The sequence below is a fragment of the Bacillus sp. PDNC022 genome (assembly GCF_016919285.1).
GTDB lineage: Bacteria > Bacillota > Bacilli > Bacillales > Bacillaceae > Bacillus > Bacillus safensis.
Map to the genome: position 1 here is coordinate 2,601,458 of NZ_CP070345.1, position 18,081 is coordinate 2,619,538.

Sequence of the window (18,081 nt, forward strand, 5' to 3'; positions counted from 1 at the left end):
AGCAAAGAAAATGAAAGCAAAATTAAAAGTCATTGAAGGCCATCTCATGACCGGTATTTCTTATATTCTTCCTGTAATCATCGGCGCCTCACTTATCGTTGGTTTAGCAAAACTGGTCGGATTAGGGTTTGGTGTTTCAGATTTAAACACCTATAAAGATGCTGGCGGCATACTGCACGGTGCTTATTTAATGGAGCAGGTTGGCTGGACAGGTATTGGCTTAATGAACGTCCTGCTCGCTGGATTTATCGCCTATTCGATTGCGGATAAATCAGGTCTTGCAGCCGGCTTTATCGGCGGTGCTCTCGCCAGCTCAACCAATGCCGGATTTATTGGTGCCGTCATCGCAGGCTTCTTCGCAGGATATGTTGCTCTTTTTGTAAAACGAAAAATTCAAATTCAAGGCTCTGCAGCCGGGCTCGTCCCTCTGCTCATCCTGCCGCTCATTACCGTTGGCTTAACAGGGCTTCTTATGTCAGTTCTGCTGGGCGGACCATTAGGCGCTTTGAACACGGCATTAATTGAATGGATCAAAGGCATGGTCGCTGATGGAACAAGCACTCTCGCACTCGCTCTGATTTTAGGTGCGATGATTGGCTTCGATCTTGGCGGACCGGTGAATAAATCCGCTTGGATGGCTGGTAACGCACTCTTCCTATCAGGTGTCTATCTCCCTGCCATTCTCGTCAATATTGCCATTGTCATTCCGCCGCTTGGATACGGGCTTGCGACATTGATTCGAAAACGCAACTTCTCCCCAACCTTTAGAGAAGCCGGACGAGGCGGACTTGTCATGGGTATTATCGGTATTACGGAAGGGGCAATCCCTTTTACTCTCGTCAATCCTTTAAAATTGATTCCGCTCAATGTTGTCGCATGTGCTGTAGGAAGCGGTGTCGCTGCATTATTAGGAGTTCATGACATCATGCCGCCAATTGGCGGGCTATACGGCTTCTTCTCAGTCGGAAACTGGTGGGCTTATTTAATCGGAGCCCTTACTGGCGCACTCGTCATCGGTATTGGCGCCAACCTGCTTGTGAATTTCTCTGAGAAAAAAGAGCCAAAAACGCCGGAACATGATCAAAAGCAGAAAGAAGAAGACGATTTTGACCTTGTGCTAGAAGGATAATTTGAACGAAGAAAGGTGTCGTTGATCAATGACTGTCAATGTACATGTGATTCCACATACTCACTGGGACCGGGAATGGTATTTCACCACCTCCCGCTCCCGTATCTACTTAATGAAAAGCGTAATGGACATCTTAGATACCCTTGAAACAGATGAAAGATTCCATTACTTCATGCTCGATGCCCAGGCATCCTTATTAGATGATTATTTGAAATGGCGTCCAGAGGATGAGAATCGAATCAAGAAGCTTGTCACAGCGAAACGTCTCATCATTGGCCCATGGTATACCCAAACCGACCAGCTCGTCATTTCAGGTGAATCGATTGTGCGGAACCTGCAATATGGAATTGAACGCTGTCAGCAGTTCGGCCACGTGATGAAAGTCGGCTATGTCCCTGATTCCTTCGGTCAATCCGCACAAATGCCTCAAATTTATCGTGGATTCGGCATTGTCGATACGGCATTTTGGCGCGGCGTTTCTGACCATATGACGAATCATACTGAATTCAATTGGCGCGGCGCTGACGGCAGTGAAGTATTTGCTGTGAATCTGCCATTTGGCTACTACTACGGTGGAAATATCCCTGAGAAGGATGAGGACTTACAAGCCTTTTTAACTGAAAAAATTGGTGCGCTGCAAGCAAAGGCAACCACAAAGAATGTCTATTTCCCGAACGGTTTTGACCAAGCACCGATTCGCAAAAACCTTCCTGACTTATTAGAAAAAGCCAATGAACTTGACGAGCATCACTATCAAATCAGCAGTTTAGAAGATTATATTGCAGCAGTGAAAAAAGAGCGGACATCTTTCGAGACATTACACGGAGAGCTCATTCATGCGAAGCATATGCGGATTCATAAATCGATCTTTTCAACACGAGCGGATTTAAAAATCTTAAACAATCAAATTGAAAACTATCTCGTGAATGTGATGGAGCCCATCCTAACGATCAGCTATTCGCTTGGACATGACTATCCGCATGATACGGTTCGTGATATTTGGTACCTCATGTTTGAAAATGCAGCGCATGACAGCATTGGCGGCTGTAATAGTGACACGACAAACCAAGATGTCTTCTTCCGCTACAAGCAGGCAAAGGAAATCGCTGAGAATCTTGTGGACTTGCACATGCGTCTCATCACTATTCGACTGCAAACAGAGCAAGAAATCACATTCACGTTGTTCAATACACTGCCTTCAAAACGTTCTGAAGTCATTGCAGTCGAAACCTTTATCACGGAACGTCCATTTACGCTAAAGGATGCAAATGGACGAACGCTTCAGTACACAGTGAAAAGCAAAACCGATGTCACAGATTATGTGCTGGCACAGCAAATTTCTCTTAACCCAAGTAAAGAAGTGTATATGCCAAAGCAAGTATGGAAAGCCGTTCTGCTGATTGAAGCCACCAGTTTACCGTCAGTTGGATATACACAGGTCAGCATGGTCTTCGATGAATCAAGCGAATCTCTATGGGAACAAACTGAAGGACGCGTGATTGAAAATACGTATTACCGCATTGCGGCAAATGACAACGGATCACTGGACATCACAGACAAACAAACGGGCCGGACATTCTCTGAGCAAATGATCTTTGAAGACAACGGAGACGATGGGGATTCTTACAACTATTCACCCCCGCGTGAGGATCTGTATGTGTCATCAAAAGATCTTTCATCAGCGAACATCTCAGTGGCTAAAAGCGACCTGCAGCAAGAGCTGACTATCCAGCTTCAGCTCACTGTCCCCTATGACCTAGAGGAGCGCTCTCAGCAATCGGCTGCGACTTCACTTCCAATCACAGCGAAGGTGACATTAAACAAAGACGATGCTGTCATCCGTTTTCATGTAGATGTGGACAACCATGCGTTAGATCATCGCCTGCGCGTTCTCTTTGATACAGGTATCGCATCAAACGTATCACTGAGCGATCAGCAGTTTGGCACAATCGAACGCCCAACAGAGCTGACGCAAGAGCTTGAATGGTGGAACAATGAACATTGGGAAGAAAAACCGATCACCATTGAACCGATGCAATCCTTTGCTGCACTTCGTGATGAAGCATATGGTGCCGCTCTGTTGACCGACTGCGTGAGAGAATATCAGATCACAGGAGAAGGCTATACAACGATTGCATATACGCTTTTCCGCTGCTTCGGAAAAATGGGGAAAGAAAATCTTCTTTACCGTCCAGGCCGCGCATCTGGTGAAAAAATTGTGGAGACACCTGACGCTCAGCTGCAAGGTGCACTGTCATTCTCATTTGGAATGCACTATAGCAAGGACGCAGTCAGCGAGGGACACTTAGCGCAGCTTGCCAAACGGTATACCACCCCTGTTCAATGCTACGAGCGGGCAGACTTTTTAAACGGTCGTTTAATTTTCTCTTTCCGAGATGAAAAAGAAGACTTACAATCTACTTATAGCCTGCTTGACATCGAGACAGACGGAGCCATTCTAAGCGCTCTAAAGAAAGAAGAGCACGGAACAGGCATTGTCATTCGTCTCTTCAATCCATATTTAACGCGTCAAACAGCCGCTTCAATCAATAGTTCATCTCTACAACACGGAGAAACAGCGAATTTAGGAGAAACACCTGAAGGCCATATACTCAAAGCACAACATGGATCATTACACATTGAACCGCTCACACCTTGTCAGGTACAAACCTACATTGTAAAGAAAAAATGAACATGTAGGGGCGGGATCCAATGGATTCCGCCCCTCTTTAATGGAGGGCATTGATCATGCGAATTGGAGGCATTGAAGCAGGCGGAACGAAATTTGTCTGCGGCTACGGAACAACAGACGGAACGATTGAACACATGACTTCCTTTGCAACAGGGAATCCAGATGAAACATGCCGGCAAGTGATCGATTACTTTACAAAGCATCGTGTCGACGCAATTGGAATTGGGGCATTCGGGCCTGTCGATGTGAAAGAGCAAAGCCCAAGCTACGGGACGATTTTAGATACACCAAAAACAGCCTGGCGCCAATTCCCTTTCCTCTCTACCTTAAAACAAGCCCTCGGGCTCCCGATGAAGCTTGATACCGATGTAAACTGTGCAGCACTCGGAGAAGCCCGTTTTTCAACTGAAGCAGAAAAGCCTGCTTCTCTGGTCTACATCACCGTTGGGACTGGAATAGGCGGCGGTGCCTATATTGAACATCGCCTTATTCACGGATTGCTGCATCCAGAAATGGGTCATATCACCGTTCAGCGGCATCCTCATGACACCTACGGAGGCTGCTGCCCTATACATCATGACTGTTTAGAGGGACTGGCATCTGGACCTGCCATAGAAGGACGATATCATACATTGGCACCAATGCTACCAGAGGATCATCCTGCTTGGTCACTTCATGCTTATTATCTCGGTCAAATGACTGCTAACCTGCTGCTCACCCTTTCACCAGAGCGCATCATTCTAGGTGGCGGTGTGATGAAACAGCCGGCTATGCTGCCGCTTATCCTTGATGAAACAGACAAACGGCTTCACGGCTATTTGCAGCTGCCAAAGCCTTTACATGAAATTATCACAAAACCATCCTTTGATGGATTATCTGGTTTAATGGGCGCCATTGCTCTTGGAACTGATGCCTTACAGGCGCAAGGAGCCGCGCAATGATGATGACGGCAGATCCTCGAACCTATCAGCTGATTCAGCGGCTATTTGAAACAAAGGGGTTCGTAAAGCTGGAGGAGCTCACTGCCTCTTTTCGCTTATCTGACCGCTCTATTCGCAATTTAATCAAGGAGGCAAATGAGTATTTAAAGGAAGCTGGAGCCATGATTAAAACGATTCGAGGAAAGGGTTATACTCTTTTAACGAGTGACCAAGACGCTTTCTTACTTTGGCTTCATCAGCAAAAGCTTCCTGCCCGCTCTCTTGTCCCCATCATGCCAGAAGAGCGTGTACGATTTATGATGAGAAAGCTTTTGCTTCAATCAGATTACTTAAAAATTGACCAGCTGGCTGAAGAACTGTTTATCAGCCGCATGACGGTCAGCAGTGATTTAAAAAAAGGACGAGAGCTGTTAGCCCGTTACGGTATGACCCTTGTATCAAAGCCTGGATTTGGCTTAAAGATTGAAGGGGATGAGCTGCAAAAAAGAACGTGCTATGCAGACTTACTCCTTGAGGAAGAGCCTGCACTCTCTCATATCACCGAGCGGGAGCAACTCCATTTTCCTGATATTTCTCTTGAAACCATTCGATCGATTGTCCTGACGAACCTGCATCAAGAGTCATTGCTCATTAAAGATATTGCCTTAAAAAATTTAGTCATTCACTTAGCCATTGCGATTCAGCAAACACGGAAAAACCAGCGGATATCCGCCAGTACCGCCCGCACACAAAGATCACCAGTTTTGATGAGAATTGCCCAAAAAATCATCCATCAGGTGAGTGACACTTTTTATGTGACCTTATCAGAGGATGAAACAGATTACTTAGTCATGCATCTGCTGGCGAATCAAACGTGGAAAGAAGCCGCCCAGCATCAGACGACAGTAGAAGTTCAGCAGGCGGTTACAGTCTTTCTACAGCACATTGAGAAAACAAGCGGCCATCGTTTTGCTGAGGACAACATCCTGCAGCAAGATTTGATGCTTCATATGAAGCCGCTATTAAATCGAATTCAATATGGCGTATCATTACAAAATCCGCTTTTACATGAAATCAAAGCGTCCTATCCTTACCCGTTTGATTTGGCTGTCAGCGGACTAAATGCCTTACAGCTGGTGCGTACACCAAATGAAGACGAGGCCGCATATGTTGCCTTGCATATCGCTGCTTCATTTGAAAGAAGTCAGCTCGATACCTCGCAAAAAAAGAAAGCCATTATCGTGTGCGGATCTGGACTAGGGACGGCAAGGCTCCTTGAAATTAAATTGAAGTCAGCCTTTCAGCACGAGCTTGACATTGTTGAGCTCTATTCCTATCAGGATTATCTCATGAGCACCTCTTTGCCGTGTGACGTCATCATCACAACCGTTCCACTCACACCAAAGGGGAAACCAGTCATTCAGGTCAGCGCCTTTTTTGAACAACACGATATACAGCGTGTGAATGAAGTTATTCATTTATTAAATGGACACGGGGCACCCTTAAAAGAACTGATGGCGTTTTTTCAAGAGCGGTTGACTTTAATGAATGCTGATCTAAGCAGCAAAGATGAGGTATTAGACACATTATGCAGCCGTTTAGAGGCGCATCAGCTAGTATCGTCTTCTTTTCGGTCCTCGGTGCTTGAGCGGGAGCAAATGTCGTCTACCTATCTTGGCAGCGGTATTGCAATGCCGCACCCGCTCATCACAAATGAAGGCACCTCTTCTGTAGCCATCGCACGCTTAAAACAGCCGATTGACTGGCAGGGAGACCAAGTATCACTTGTCTTTTTATTAGCGATTCATAAGGATGACGCTGCCTGTATGAACCAATTCTTTGAAAAGGCTGTCGATTTACTGGACAATCCAGACCGCATTCACTCCCTCAAGCAAGCCAAAACATTTAATGAGCTGATGGATGCGTTGTTTCAATAAGATCAAAAAAAGGCCGCCCAGTTCATGAGGCGGCCATCGTGTTATTTAGATATACGTATCATCAATCGTATATGACATTTTTTCCTTCTTCACTTAATTTTTTTAAGGAGCTCAGCATATGATTGATTTCTTCATCGGAATGTCTTTCCCATGAGCCTAATTCTGCGACTATTTTCAACGGAGATTTCGATCGATAAGAACGTGTTGGGTTGCCAGGGAATCTTTTGTCAGTCACATTTGGATCATTTTCAAACTCGCCTAACGGTTCTACAATATAAATTCTTTCTTTCGCATCAGACCTAGCTAATTCAGCACCCCATTTGGCCGCGTTTAGTGTTCCGGTGAAATAGATATGGTTCGATTTTTTATCCTGATAATTGGATAAATGCAGCGGTTCAAGCAGATCTCCAATCTTCAACTCCGCTTTTGTACCATGAAAAAATGGCCCAGGATCTAACACCTTTTGCTTGTCATTCATACAGCCACACCCCTTATCGTTTTTGACTTGCGTATAACAGTATACGGCTAGTTATCGGCAAGAAACAGTCTATAAATTTCAATAAATTCGGGGTATAATGATAGTAGAGAGTTAGATGTTATTTGTAAACTCCAGCAAGTTGAAAAACAGCAAGAATACTTACAAAGCAGCCTTCTTGAAAGAGATAAAAAGCTGTTAGAAGCCATAAAGAAGATCTGATCAGGATTAAAGAAGATGAGGATAAAGTAGCCAATGAGACGTTTGAGGTCTTGGCATGTTGGCATCAATAATTATATAATTGACTAAATTTTACTTTGGAGGTGCTTTTTGTATGTCTATTCAAGTGGATGATGATGATATTTTAGAGATGTGTAATATATATGCTCAAGAAACTCATCACATGGAAGCATTGATTTTGGGGAATCGAAAAGGTTTGTTAGAATTAAGAAATGCAATTGATAAGGCTTTAGAAACTGGTAGTTCTGTTGCACATTTATATCCATCTGATTTTGAGGGTTATGAAACTTGTATTGCTTTAGTGGATGATGAAAAGCGGTTTAAGAAATTGATTACTCCTTATGTAGAGGAATACACACAAGATGATGATGCGATTGATCCAATTGATATTATTAAAGAATACGATTCCAAAAAAGAAAAACCCTTATAATAGGGTTTTTCTTTTTTTCTAGTGGAGTATAGTTTCACCTTTTTTAGCTTTGTGTTTGCTTGGTATTGATGCTCTAAGTGCATGGTGTATATGGATGTTTGGAGCTACGTGAAAATGCCAGTACCATTTGGTTGAACCCGGTTTTAATGGGACTTTTCCATTATCAACTGCAAATACTCGTGTTTTCTTTTTACCCTTTTTATGGAATACCTTAACAAGGCTTGTTACTTTTCCATATTTATTTGTGTAGTTCCAACCAATTTCATAGTTTTTACCAAAACCTTTTATTCTGTTTTTCAAATACTTTACGGCAACTTTTGCGCCTTTTGATCTAATAGCCCATAAAGCAACTCGACCAACAGTCATTGCGATAGGTATGAAGAATACTGGTAGTGCTTGTGTTGTGATTTCACTCTGATTACTTTTGGAGTCAAGTTGTTTCATTCGGTTTTCTAAAGATAAAAATTCTTCATTGTTGAAATATTGATCTATCAATTTATTTTGTTCTGACTCTGACATGTTTTCGAATTCTTTTTCTGTAAATGGAAGGTTTTCTATGTATTCTCCCATTTTCATTTCAAGTTCGTCTAATTCTTTGGTAGCTTGTTCATTCTGTAGAACTGTTGGTGTTACTAACGCTTCTAATTCTTGTGAATTGATAAAGTGTGTTTCTGCTGATGCTTCTGATGAAAATGGAGTCCATATTGACAAGACAAGAGCTAGGGTAATTAGGATTAAAAGTGTTTTTTTGAACATTTTATTTATATTTCCTCCTTTTGTATTAAATTCCAAAATAAAGGTTATCAAATTAAAATGAGTGTATCAATGGATTTAAGATAGATTTAAGAAAATTCCTTTTTTGGTTGCGGTGTCCGCAATCATTTTTCTATTTTTTAGAACTTCGTTTTGGTGAAAATTTGTGTGGTAGACAAATGACACAAGCCGAAATGCATAATCCTAAACAATGGGGCAAGATATTCCCACCACAATCTAAAGAAGCCCAAACTAAAAATACAAGCTGCCTGGGTCTACCAACTGATGTAGCATTCTAAACAGCGAAATGGATTGTGATATTCTTCGGATTATAAAAGAAAACAGTTTATTAGGCTGTTAAAATCTAGCTATCATTTTAGAACAACTCGAACAATATGATCTTGCCAATAAAGTGAACGAAAAAAAGCCAACCACCCGCTCATGAGGTGATTGGCTTTTTCATATGTTACTTCCCGATGTTGTCTCCATTTTGCTGAATCAAAGTTTCATACCAGTAAGAGCTCTTTTTGCGAATTCTTTTGAGGTCTTTTAGGTCAAATTCGTCGCGATTGACGTAGATGAACCCGTAGCGCTTGGAGCATCCTTGGTGTGTGCTGATTAAGTCGATCGCTGACCACGGGCAGTATCCGAATACCTCAACGCCGTCTGTGATCGCCCATTTGATTTGTTCGATATGTTTTTCTAAATAATCAATTCGATAGTCATCCTGAATTGATCCATCTTCTTCTAACTTGTCGAAAGCACCCAATCCGTTTTCTGTGATAATAAGCGGCAGCTGATAGCGGTCATAAATCTCCCGCATCGTTGAACGGAAGCCGACAGGGTCAATCTCCCAGCCAAACGCATTTTTACTTAAGAATGGGTTGTTGCCGCCTTTGTAGACGCCATCTTCACCTGATTTCAAATGCTGATCTCCACCGCGTGCAAATTCGTCGTTGCCATCTCCTTTACTCGCTTCAACCGTTTGTGAGGTGTAGTAGTTAAAGGCAATGAAATCTGGCTTTGCGCTTTTCAAAATATCCATATCTCCCTCTTCGATGACAGGAAGAATGTCTTTTTCTTTCATGTACGCCCAAGCAAGGTTGTTATAACGGCCGAACACCGCCATATCAAGATAAAGCCAGTTGCGGATCGCATTGTAATTCGCCGCAGCAAGCACATCTTCAGGCTTTGGAGAAGCCGGATAAATGAGCGCGATGTTTGGCGCCGGTCCAATTTTCGCTTCAGGCAGCATTTGATGACAGAGCGTCATGGCTTTTGCTTGTGCAACGAGCATATGATGATTTTGCTGATACAGTTCTTTTTTCGGATTTTCTAAGTTTGGATCAAGTGTACCGAGCGCTGATCCATGCAAGATCATCATGTTTTGTTCATTAATGGTCAGCCAATATTTCACCTTCTGACCATACTCCTGAAATAGAACCTCAGCATAGCGCTCAAACGCATCCACTGTCCCGCGGTTAGACCACCCGCCCTTTACTTGAAGTGCATGAGGCAGGTCAAAATGATACATTGTCACGATAGGTTCAATGTCATAGCGGCGCAATTCATCGATGAGAGAATGATAAAATTCAATCCCCTTTTGATTGATCTCCCCATCTCCATCTGGAATGATCCGTGTCCACGCAATGGAAAAGCGATAAGCCTTCAAACCCATCTCCGCAAACATCTTCACATCCTCTTTATAGCGGTGATAGTGATCGCTTGCGACTTTAAAATCCGTTGTCCCTTCAGGATAACTTTCTCTCATGTCAATGACAGAAGGCCCCTTGCCATCCTCGTTCCATGCACCCTCTACCTGATAGGCGGAAGTAGATCCGCCCCAGAAAAAGTCTTTTGGAAATGATGCTAGTGTTGAATATCTCATGATTTCTTCCTCCTCTTGATTAAACTAGATGTAAAAATGATTGTCCTGGCGTGATTTGTTTCTCTTCTGTTTCTATGATATCGCTAAACTCACCTGAATTGGTAATAATCACTGGTGTTGTGACGGACAAGCCGGCTGCTTGGATAGCTTCAATATCAAACTCAGCAAGCAGTTCGCCTTCTGTAATCGTTTGCCCCTGAGCAACCTTCGGGGTAAAATGCTTTCCGCCTAATTGCACGGTATCCAGTCCAATGTGAATGAGTACTTCTGCTCCGCTTTCAGAGGTTAGACCATACGCATGGCCAGTTGGGAACACCGTTGTCACAACTCCTGAGACTGGTGCAAACAGCTTTCCTTCTGATGGAATGATGGCTGCGCCCTTTCCTAGTGCACCTGATGAGAATGCCTTATCTTGCACTTCCTCCAGCTTGATGACCTCGCCCTTTAAAGGACTTTTCACATGAGCGGCTTTGACCCCATGTTCGTTTTCAATTGCCGGTGCAGAAGCGGCTGCCGGCGTTTCATCTTCGTCTACTGGATCTTTAAATCCAATCAAATAGGTTAAGATGATCGAAAGGACGAACGACACCGAGATTCCGATGATGAATCCTGTAAATCCTTGACCGTAGAAAATCGGCAGTGTCAGTAAACTTGGAAGACCTGACGCAATCGCAATACTTTGTGAATAACCGATGATCGCACCGCCGACTCCAGCAGAGATAACGGCTGCAATGAATGGTTTTTTCAAACGAAGCGTGACCCCGTATACAGCTGGCTCTGTGATCCCAAACACAGCAGAAACTGCTGTCGATCCAGCCAATGATTTCAGTTTTTTATTCTTTGTTTTCAGCATAACACCAATAGAAGCACCGGCTTGTGAGAATACAGCTGGCGCAGTGGCCGGCTTGATATGATCTTTCCCATGGACTGCGATATTATTTAAAATCACTGGCACAAGTCCCCAATGAATACCGAAGATGACAAGAATCTGCCAAGCCATCGCAATTAAAGCACCTGCAAGTGTAGGACTAAAGGAGAATACTTTCAGCAAAACAGCTGCAATGCCATTCCCTGCATACACACCAAATGGTCCAAATACGATGAGTGTCAGCGGAACAACCGTGACAAGCAAAATCAGTGGAGTAATAAAATTTTTGACACTTTCATGAATGACTTTGTTAAAGAAACGTTCGATATATCCCATGACAAACACTGCCAAAATGATTGGGATGACCGTAGATGTATAAGACATTAAGACGACTGGAATCCCGAAGAATGTCACATCTCCGCCGCCTTTTGACAATTCTTGAATGGTTGGGTAAATCAGTGCACCCGCTATCGTCACAGCGACAAACGGATTCGCTTTAAACTTCCTAGCAGAAGTGAATGCGAGCAATAATGGCAGGAAGTAGAACAAGCTGTCTGACGCAGCAAATAGAATTTGATACGACGTATCTTCAGGAGATAACCATTTCGCGTTGATACAGATGCCTAATAGACCTTTTAAAATACCTGCACCCGCCATGACACCAAGAAGTGGTGTGAAAATCCCCGATACAATGTCGACGAATTTCCCGAAAAGGCTTGTGCTCTCATCACCTGATTTTGCAGATGAAGCAGCGGAATCCTCTAATAGATTCGTAAACTCTCCAATTTCTCGATAAACCTCTGGTACGGTATTTCCAATGACCACTTGAAATTGGCCGCCGCTTTCCATAACTGTGACGACACCATTTAATTTTTCAATGGCCGCTTTATCTGCTTTTGATCTGTCATTTAATGTGAAGCGAAGCCTTGTGGCACAATGAACCAATGAATGAACGTTTTTCTCTGTGCCAATGTGTTTGATAATGTCTTCTGCTAATTGACGATAACTCATACAAAAACCCCCTTTTTTTCAAAAAAATACGTTTTTGGGCAAAATAAAAACCTAAACGGGCACCAAAAATAGTCGCAGCTTGCTGTTGCGCTTTTTCAGTGAACGTTTAGGTTTTGCCTGCCGAACAGTCACAATCCTCTAAGACGATCATTGTGAAACCGTATTCTTTTATGTTTATGAGCAAATAGTACCACTCACCTTTTCTCATGTCAACGCTTTCTTTTAAAATCTATCTTTATTTTTCTCGTTTGATCAGTCGATTCAAGTGAATTGATAGATACAGCATCTCCTCTGATGTGAGATCTCGGTGATAGGTTTGATAGACATATTCTGCGATTTTCTTTGCGCAATCGTATGCTTTCGGATATTTCACTTTAATCAGCTGATATAAGTCCTGATCTTCGCTGACAAGCAGTGTTTCATTGATCAGACGCTGGACGAAAAAGCGCAAATGCGTGAGAAAACGATAAAAGTTGAGTGAGTCTTCATCAAATTCCATGTTGAGATGATATTTCACAATGGTGAGAATAGCATTGACTTCCTTTGTGATATTGACCGTCGTATTCATATCCTCATTGAGCTCTGCGTTAATGATATGCATGGCAATAAAGCCTGCTTCATCCTCCGGCAGTTCAATATGAAGACGCTCTTCAATCATCTCAAGACAGTCCTTTGCCACAAGAAATTCATCTTTGTATAAGCGTTTAATCTCCCAAATAAGCGAATTCTCAATCAGATGATTTTTCTTCAACCGTTCGATGGCGTAATGAATATGGTCTGCGAGCGATACATGCAGACTTTCGTTTAATCTTCGGTTCAGCTTTGTATGTGCATATTGGATCATTTCCTCCGTTACCTTGACCACATCATACGGAACCTCTTGAAGCAGCATTTTCATCCGCTCGTGAACAGAATGATCCTCTAGGCGAAAGACTTTATCAATTAACGCTTCGTCCACCGGGTCCCCCGGACGCCGCTGGAACGCAATGCCTCTCCCCATGACGACGATTTCTTTTCCTTGTTCATCTATGACACTAATGACATTATTGTTTAGAACCTTTTGTATCTGCATTTCCAAACACCTCCGTCTATGACCAACAACTTTACAAAATATGCTCTCATCTTAACACAACTGTCAAATCACTTGGCGTTTTTATCTGACTTTTGCAATAGATTTCACCATGATTCTACCCTTTCATAGCTGGTCTGATCCTTCAATTGCCTGCATACAATACTCCGAGGAGGTGACCTTCTGTGAAGGCTTTTTTCTGTTCTGCATCATTTTTATTCTTGCTCATGTTCACCCTCATCATTCTAGGCATCGTGTTCTGGCTGAGTGGACAAGGCTTAGGTCAGCTTTGGAGATATGTGCTCATTTCACTTGTCACAGCGGCCATTTTGCGCGGCGTCACCACTTGGCTGAAGCGGCATGTGATGCACCATTCATCCAAATAAAAACGGCTGCCCGGAATGTTCAGGCAGCCGTTCCTTTATTCTTTAGAAGATGCGGCTTCTTGCGAAGAAGCACGCAGCTCATTATTGATTTTTTTCGCATCCTCTAAAAACTCTGTTTCATATCCACTTTTGAGTGCCCACATATAAAATAGCAGAGCAACCACTGTAATAAGTGCCATGTCCCAGCCATAATGAATGATGTTATAACCACCGAATTTGTCACTTCCAAGGCAGGAAATTGTCATCATCACAAGCAGGTACACAACCATCCAAGCACCCGCTTTAAAGTTGCGGCCGAAGCCTTTCCACTTCGCTTTTGCTTGATAGTAAAAATAGATAGGAAGACCGATGAGAATAATGAACAGCACCTGACCTGTTAACGGCCATCTCGCCCAATACAGCGTCAATGAGGCGAAGACAAAGCCGAGAGGCGCAATGATGCTGAGTCCTTTTATTCGAAGTGGTCGATATAAATCTGTCCCTGTCTTTCTCAGCGTCATGACGGTCACTGGTCCAGTCAAATAAGAAATGAGCGTTGCAACAGAGATAATTTCAGCAAGTACGCCCCAGCCTCTAAATAAAAACAGAAAGATAAACGATACGGCTAAGTTAAAAAACATTGCTGGACGAGGCACGCCGTAAATAGGGTGCAGACGGCCAAGCACACTTGGCATGTATTTATTTTTTTCCATTCCATAAATCATACGAGATGTTGTTGCGGTATACGTAATTCCTGTACCAGAAGGTGACACAAACGCATCCGCATATAAAATCAGAACAAGCCAGTTAATCCCAAGCGCAATGGCAAGGTCAGCAAATGGCGAATTAAAATTCAAATGGCTCCATCCATTCACAATCATAGATGGATCAACAGCACCGATAAAGGCGACTTGTAAAAGAACATAAATCACAGTCGCAATGAAAATCGATCCGACAATGGCAATTGGAATCGACCGGCCTGGATTCTTTGCCTCACCGGCCATATTAATCGGGCTTTGAAAGCCATTAAAGGCAAACACAATCCCTGATGTCGCAACAGCTGTCAGCACACTCGCCCAGCCGTTAGGGGCAATACTTGTTCCAGAAGTAAAATTCTCATTATGAAAACCTACGAATAAGAGCGCACCAATTGTTAATCCTGGAATGACAATTTTAAACACAGTAATGAATGTATTCGCTTTTGAAAATAACCCAACTGTCCAATAATTAAGCAGAAAGTAAATCACAAGCAGCACACTGGCGACCATAAGACCTTCTGTCGTCAACACTCCTTTTGTGACCAAATGGGTTGTCCACTTTGCCCACTCCCAAGGCCATGAGCTCATGTACTGGACGGAAGCAACCGCCTCAACAGGAATGACAGAAACAATGGCGATCCAGTTCGCCCAAGCTGCAATAAACCCAATAAAAGATCCGTGTGAATATTGCGTATATTTCACCATTCCGCCTGCCTCTGGAAACATCGATCCGAGTTCACTATAAGACAAAGCGATAAATAAAATCACAACCATCCCAATCAACCAGGACAAAATAGCAGCAGGGCCGGCGATTTGAGCCGCACGCCAAGCACCGAAGAGCCATCCTGAACCAATGATTGAGCCAAGACCTACCATCATTAAAGCGAAAGTTCCCATCCTACGATGCAAATGATTCATGTTCATAACACCTTTCGATTAAAATACAGAGCATGTGTCAAGCAAGCGTCTTTCTTTCAATGCAGCTCACTTTCATTTTACTGGCAAATATTTCTTCTAATGAACCTTTACCCTTGTTCATTTTTTCGCCTGTTATATTATCTCTCAATTCTCCATTTTCTGAAATAGTCGAACATGCTTATTTCAAAAGAAAGCGCTTTTTCACCTGTTCAATCTATTAGACTGAATAACTACCTTTACCCTTATTTTGAAAAAAACAAAACAAGAAAGATAGAGGAAATGACTTCCTCTCCCTTCTAACCTGCGCCATGCACAGAAAAAAAGGATAAAGGGGGTTCCCTCTATCCTTGTGAAATCGCTTGTTCTTTTTCAATGACAGCTAGTCTTTCTTGAACTTCTTCTTCAGATAAATTGTGCTGTTTCACGTACAGGTTACGTTCGCTTGTGCGGCATTCATGACTGCAGCTGCGCATATACTTATGCTCACTCTCTTCAGTGGCAATCATCTTGCGATTACATGCAGGGTTCGCACAGTTCACATAACGCTCGCAAGGTTCACCCGTGAAGAAATCTTTTCCGACAACCACATGCTCTGTTTGATTCACTGGTACTGTTAAGCGATTATCAAACACATAGCATTGACCATCCCAAAGCTTCCCTTGTACTTCTGGGTCTTTTCCGTAAGTGACAATTCCGCCATCGAGCTGAGAGACATCTTCAAACCCTTCACGCTTTAACCAGCCTGAAAATTTCTCACAGCGTACGCCGCCTGTGCAATACGTCAGGATTTTTTTGCCTTCAAGAATCTCTTTATTGTCACGAATCCACTCAGGTAATTCACGGAATGTCTCAATATCAGGACGGACTGCCCCTCTGAAATGACCAACATCAAACTCGTAATCATTACGTGCATCAATCACAACCGTATCAGGTGATTGCATTTGCTCGTAAAATTCAACCGGGCTAAGATGTTTCCCCGTTAATTCTAACGGATTCACATCATCCTCAAGGCTAAGGTTCACTAGTTCATTCCGATGACGGACGTGCATTTTTTTAAACGCATGACCATCTGCTTCGTCAATTTTAATTGGCATAGACGCAAAGCGTGGATCTTCTTTTAACGCTTGCATGTACTTGTCCGTTTGCTCAATGGTTCCAGAAACAGTTCCGTTCAAGCCTTCTGCTGATACGAGGATACGGCCTAACAAACCAAGCTCCTTACAGAATGCTAAATGCTCTGCTGTAAACGTCTCTGGGTCCTCAATGGGGACATATTGATAGTAAAGTAAAACGCGATATTGTTTTTCCATCTATATAAACACCTCTTAAATTTAATCAAAACATACCGTTCTTTATCATACAGGAAATACATACCTAAAGGCAATGTCGGCGGCTCAATTCCATAAAACGGAAGGGTCTTTCTTCTCATATTTATTTGACAGAACTTTCTGTAAAATGAGATGATTTATGAATAATATGATGTAGTAAAGGAGCAATGATGATCCATGATCCAGCCAGAAGATATTGTCAGAAGCGGTCCTAACCAATTTATTTCTCAAAAGGGAATATATCGTGAACTAGATTCCCTTGTATCTGCTTTTCAGTCACCTGCTGTGGTGACAGGATATGATTCATACCAAGCTTTTTCACAATACACAAAGCTGCCGACTGAGTGGCCTGTCATTCAGCACAAAGGATACAGTTCACCCAATGCGGTCACACGGATCGCAGAAGAGCTTAACGGGTCAGATGTGATTATCGGCATCGGAGGCGGAACGATTTTAGATGCCGCCAAATCAGTTGCAGACGCTCTTCAAATCGAAGTTATCATGGTACCAACGATTCCCGGCACCTGTGCTGCCTCTACACCACTCAGCGTCATTTATGATGAAAAGGGCAATTTCATGAGAGTCGATTATCATAAACGATCCAGCTACCTCACTGTAATTGATCATACTTTTTTGCTTTCCTCTCCTCTTTCCTACCTTCAAAGCGGCATTGGTGATACGCTGGCAAAATGGTATGAAGCGGAAGCGATTATTCGTAACACAAAAGGCGCCTTGCCGCTCATGGTGCATGCTGCATTAAAGCAGGCAGTATATGTTCGAGACATTCTTCTTTCTCATAGTGAAGAAGCGGTTAACAGCTTAAAAACAGGTCAGCTTTCACAAGCATTTGCAGATGTAACAGATACGATTATTACGTTAGCCGGAACAGTCGGAGGCTATGGGGGACGTTATGGAAGAATGGCAGGAGCCCATGCCGTTCATAATGGATTGACATTTATTGAAGAAACGCATCATGTGTTACATGGACAAAAAGTGGCTTATGGCATCCTTGTCCAGCTTGCCGCGGAAAATCGAATGAGTGAAGTAGAAGAGTTACTTGAACTTTATGAAACACTCGGATTACCTAGAAATATGAGTGAGCTTGGCATCACAGCTCAGCTGGAAGAAGCCGCAAAAACAGTGGCAAGCCATGCTGCACGAGCAGACGAAACCTTTTGCCTGATTGGAGAGTATTCCATAGAGCAAATTGTCGACGCCATTCAAATCATTGAAAACGTATCAGCCTCAAAAAATTGTTAAATAAAAAAAGCACAGGCATCGCACCTGTGCTTTTCTTTCG

At 43.1% G+C, this 18,081-nt stretch carries 14 protein-coding genes; 7 read left to right on the forward strand and 7 right to left on the reverse strand.

The genetic code is table 11. The features are described 5' to 3' along the window. The first annotated feature begins 10 nt into the window (after nt 1–10). Genes JVX94_RS13230 through JVX94_RS13245 form a run of 4 tightly spaced genes read left to right on the forward strand, consistent with a single transcriptional unit; the run spans nt 11 to nt 6,678 of the window. On the forward strand, nt 11–1,129 hold the full coding sequence (locus JVX94_RS13230) for a PTS fructose transporter subunit IIC (RefSeq protein ID WP_024424401.1): 1,119 nt from the start codon (nt 11–13) through the stop codon (nt 1,127–1,129). A 28-nt stretch (nt 1,130–1,157) separates the two neighbouring features. After that, entirely contained in the window at nt 1,158–3,821 is a 2,664-nt protein-coding gene (mngB, locus tag JVX94_RS13235; protein ID WP_205183461.1) for a mannosylglycerate hydrolase, read from the forward strand. A gap of 56 nt (nt 3,822–3,877) precedes the next feature. Further along, nucleotides 3,878–4,762, forward strand: coding sequence for an ROK family protein (locus tag JVX94_RS13240; protein ID WP_076840648.1), 885 nt, complete (start codon nt 3,878–3,880; stop codon nt 4,760–4,762). After that, nucleotides 4,759–6,678 carry a BglG family transcription antiterminator gene (locus JVX94_RS13245; protein ID WP_095407618.1) on the forward strand — a complete coding sequence of 640 codons (1,920 nt, stop codon included), beginning with the start codon at nt 4,759–4,761 and terminating at the stop codon, nt 6,676–6,678. The genes JVX94_RS13240 and JVX94_RS13245 overlap by 4 nt, the downstream gene beginning before the upstream one ends. 61 nt (nt 6,679–6,739) lie before the next feature. Here the strand turns inward: JVX94_RS13245 and arr are convergent, their stop codons facing one another. Continuing rightward, complete coding sequence (gene arr, locus JVX94_RS13250) at nt 6,740–7,156, reverse strand: NAD(+)--rifampin ADP-ribosyltransferase (RefSeq protein WP_024424404.1); 417 nt, start codon at nt 7,154–7,156, stop codon at nt 6,740–6,742. 331 nt (nt 7,157–7,487) lie between these two features. Between arr and JVX94_RS13255 the strand changes: the two genes are divergently transcribed. Then, a complete protein-coding gene (locus JVX94_RS13255; RefSeq protein WP_144485995.1) occupies nt 7,488–7,823 on the forward strand; it encodes a hypothetical protein in 336 nt (111 codons plus the stop codon). Between the two features lie 18 nt (nt 7,824–7,841). Here the strand turns inward: JVX94_RS13255 and JVX94_RS13260 are convergent, their stop codons facing one another. From JVX94_RS13260 to licT, 4 genes are all read right to left on the reverse strand, one after another. After that, the gene (locus JVX94_RS13260) at nt 7,842–8,579 is read right to left on the reverse strand and encodes a hypothetical protein (protein WP_205183463.1); all 738 of its coding nucleotides are present in this window, start codon (nt 8,577–8,579) and stop codon (nt 7,842–7,844) included. A 463-nt stretch (nt 8,580–9,042) separates the two neighbouring features. After that, entirely contained in the window at nt 9,043–10,464 is a 1,422-nt protein-coding gene (locus JVX94_RS13265; RefSeq protein WP_205183466.1) for a glycoside hydrolase family 1 protein, read from the reverse strand. A gap of 19 nt (nt 10,465–10,483) precedes the next feature. After that, nucleotides 10,484–12,343 carry a beta-glucoside-specific PTS transporter subunit IIABC gene (locus JVX94_RS13270; RefSeq protein ID WP_144486002.1) on the reverse strand — a complete coding sequence of 620 codons (1,860 nt, stop codon included), beginning with the start codon at nt 12,341–12,343 and terminating at the stop codon, nt 10,484–10,486. A gap of 235 nt (nt 12,344–12,578) precedes the next feature. Next, a complete protein-coding gene (gene licT / locus JVX94_RS13275; protein WP_041088833.1) occupies nt 12,579–13,415 on the reverse strand; it encodes a BglG family transcription antiterminator LicT in 837 nt (278 codons plus the stop codon). A gap of 182 nt (nt 13,416–13,597) precedes the next feature. On the opposite strand from licT, the gene JVX94_RS13280 reads away from it, so the two are divergent. Beyond that, a complete protein-coding gene (locus JVX94_RS13280; protein WP_095407614.1) occupies nt 13,598–13,798 on the forward strand; it encodes a hypothetical protein in 201 nt (66 codons plus the stop codon). 35 nt (nt 13,799–13,833) lie between these two features. On the opposite strand, the gene JVX94_RS13285 is transcribed toward JVX94_RS13280, so the two are convergent. Together JVX94_RS13285 and trhO are read right to left on the reverse strand one after the other, a co-directional pair. Continuing rightward, on the reverse strand, nt 13,834–15,453 hold the full coding sequence (locus tag JVX94_RS13285; protein WP_205183469.1) for a glutamate/serine transporter AimA: 1,620 nt from the start codon (nt 15,451–15,453) through the stop codon (nt 13,834–13,836). A gap of 341 nt (nt 15,454–15,794) precedes the next feature. Beyond that, nucleotides 15,795–16,763 (reverse strand): oxygen-dependent tRNA uridine(34) hydroxylase TrhO, encoded by a 969-nt coding sequence (gene trhO, locus JVX94_RS13290; protein ID WP_039176148.1) that lies wholly within the window; start codon nt 16,761–16,763, stop codon nt 15,795–15,797. A 198-nt stretch (nt 16,764–16,961) separates the two neighbouring features. On the opposite strand from trhO, the gene JVX94_RS13295 reads away from it, so the two are divergent. After that, entirely contained in the window at nt 16,962–18,041 is a 1,080-nt protein-coding gene (locus JVX94_RS13295; protein WP_205185565.1) for an iron-containing alcohol dehydrogenase family protein, read from the forward strand. The last annotated feature ends 40 nt before the right edge of the window (nt 18,042–18,081 follow it).